General features: G+C 46.0%; 2 protein-coding genes and 1 pseudogene. All 3 read left to right on the top strand.

Features of this window, described 5'->3' with window-relative positions:
* A partial coding sequence (gene yidC / locus Q0236_RS07555; protein ID WP_297916587.1) for a membrane protein insertase YidC occupies positions 1-1224 on the top strand: 1224 nt, incomplete at its 5' end.
* Positions 1221-1976, top strand: coding sequence for a Jag N-terminal domain-containing protein (locus Q0236_RS07550; RefSeq protein WP_297916585.1), 756 nt, complete (start codon positions 1221-1223; stop codon positions 1974-1976). The genes yidC and Q0236_RS07550, both read left to right, overlap by 4 nt.
* Positions 1977-1978: 2 nt before the next feature.
* Positions 1979-2357 (top strand): annotated as a pseudogene (locus Q0236_RS07545) (tRNA uridine-5-carboxymethylaminomethyl(34) synthesis GTPase MnmE); the annotation flags it as partial.

The raw sequence follows: 2357 nt of genomic DNA, 5'->3' as shown, positions 1-2357 counted from the left end.
GCTTTCGATACTCCTTACAGCGCTTCATCTAGCGAGCTGGACGTACGAAACGGAGAGGCTAGCGTTACGTTAAGTCAAAGTTTAGGCGCCGTTAGCATAAATAAAATTCTTACCTTTTATCCAAATGGTAGTTATAAATTGGATCTGAAGTTAAGCGGCAATGCGCATTATTTTATTAGTCCCGGCTCGCGCCCGAACGTAGAAGTAGATAGCTATACGGTTCACGGCGTCATCGTAGGAAAACCGGGCGAAGCGGGAATTTCAGATAAAATCGCTTCATTTTTTACAGGCTCGCAGGCTATAAACGAAAGCGTAGAAATTTTTAAAGATGGAGACGTGGATAAAAACGAGCGAATAAGTGGTGCAAATATCGCTGCAAGCTCCGATCGCTATTATACGACGCTATTTTACGGAGAGAGCTTGAATGCGACCGTGACTGACGCAGATAAAATTTCGCAGGTTTTCATAGGCTCGGACGGCGATCTTAGTCTTACGGGCTATATCGGCGCGAAAGATCACGCGACGCTAAGCTCGATAAATCCTGCTCTTACGCACATTATCGAATATGGCTGGTTTACCTTCATCGCCCGCCCGATGTTTAAATTTCTAAACTGGCTGCACGGCTATATCGGTAACTGGGGCTGGTCGATCGTCGTGCTTACACTCATTATCCGCCTAATCCTATTCCCGCTAAGCTACAAGGGAATGCTATCGATGAACAAGCTAAAGGATCTGGCGCCTAAGATGAAGGAGCTTCAGGAGAAATATAAGGACGATAAGCAAAAGCTGCAGATGCATATGATGGATCTGTATAAGAAAAACGGCGCCAATCCGATGGGCGGCTGCTTGCCGATCTTGCTTCAGATCCCGGTATTTTTCGCGATCTACCGCGTTTTGCTTAACGCGATCGAGCTAAAGGGCGCGGAGTGGGCGCTGTGGATCCACGATCTATCGCTTAAAGATCCATACTATATACTGCCGATTACGATGGGAATTTTGATGTTTTTGCAGCAAAAGATTACGCCGACTACATTTACCGATCCGATGCAAGAGAAGATGATGAAATTCTTGCCGCTCATTTTTACGGTATTTTTCGTGATGTTCCCTGCGGGTCTGACGCTGTATTGGACGGTCAATAATTTCTGCTCCATTATCCAGCAATACGTCATTAATAAAGCCTTTGCTAGGCATAAACAAGCTCAAATAGCGGAGAAAAAATCATGATAATTGAAGCAGAAAATTTAAAAGACGCATATAATAAAGCAGCATCTGAGCTTGGATGCTCGGTAACGCAGCTTAACGTGCGCGTGCTGCAGCATCCAAGCGGTGGATTTTTGGGCTTTTTTAAGAAAAATGCCGTAATAGAAGCGGTTTTGGAAGGGGAGAAATTTAGCGAAAATCCGGAATTTAACGCCCCACAAAATAAAGTCGGCAAAGCAGAGAAAAAGCAGGGCGACAAATCAGAGTCTCAAAGTCCGCGCACCACGCATTCTAAACATCGCAAAGAAAAGCAAAAGGGCGTTGTGACGGATGAAATTTTATCCGATATCAAAGAGAAGCTATCTGCACTTTTTAGATCAAGTGAGTTTAATATCGAAGTTAGCGATGTTAGCAAAATCGACGAAAATACCGTCTATATCAAGCTGCAAGGCGAGGATAGCGCGCTTTTGATAGGCAAAGAAGGACACCGCTACAAGGCACTTTCGTATATGATTTACAACTGGATCAGCATCAGATATGATCTTGCCGTGGTTTTTGAAATCGCGGAATTTTTACAAAATCAAGAACGATTTATCGAGTCTTACGTAAATGCGCTCGTGGAGCGCTCTGGAAATGAGCGTATCGTCACGAAGGCTTTTGATGGCGCATTTATCAAAATCGTAGCCGACAAGCTAAAACAAGCATATCCGGATCGTTTCGTGGGCATCAAATCCACGCGTAGCGGCAAAATCGTCATCGTAGACGAAAAAAGCTAACGATGAACGAAACTATCGCCGCTATCGCTACGGCTCACGGTATCGGCGGAATCTGCATAGTTAGAATTTCAGGCGGCGATGCTCTGCGTATCGCGCTAGCTATCTCGCATCGTAGCCATCTTGAGCCGCGCCGCGCGACGCTTACGGGTCTTTTTGACGCAAGCGGCGAAATTTTCGGCGAGGCGATACTGATATATTTCAAATCCCCACACAGCTTTACCGGCGAGGACGTAGTCGAGATCCAAACTCACGGCGGCTTCGTCGCATCCTCTCTAGCTCTTGAAGCGGCGGTATCGCTGGGCGCTCGCATAGCGCATCCGGGCGAGTTTAGTAAGCGAGCTTTTCTGAACGATAAAATGGATCTTAGCAAAGCGGAAGCAA

This window comes from uncultured Campylobacter sp. (assembly GCF_938031315.1).
Lineage (GTDB): Bacteria > Campylobacterota > Campylobacteria > Campylobacterales > Campylobacteraceae > Campylobacter_B.
Note: the sequence above shows the minus strand (reverse complement) of the source record. Positions and strands in the feature narration are given on the sequence as shown.

Bases quoted from the DNA above. Each gene is read 5' to 3' on its own strand.
- Q0236_RS07550 (WP_297916585.1), top strand. From the start codon at position 1,221: ATGATAATTGAAGCAGAAAATTTAAAAGACGCATATAATAAAGCAGCA.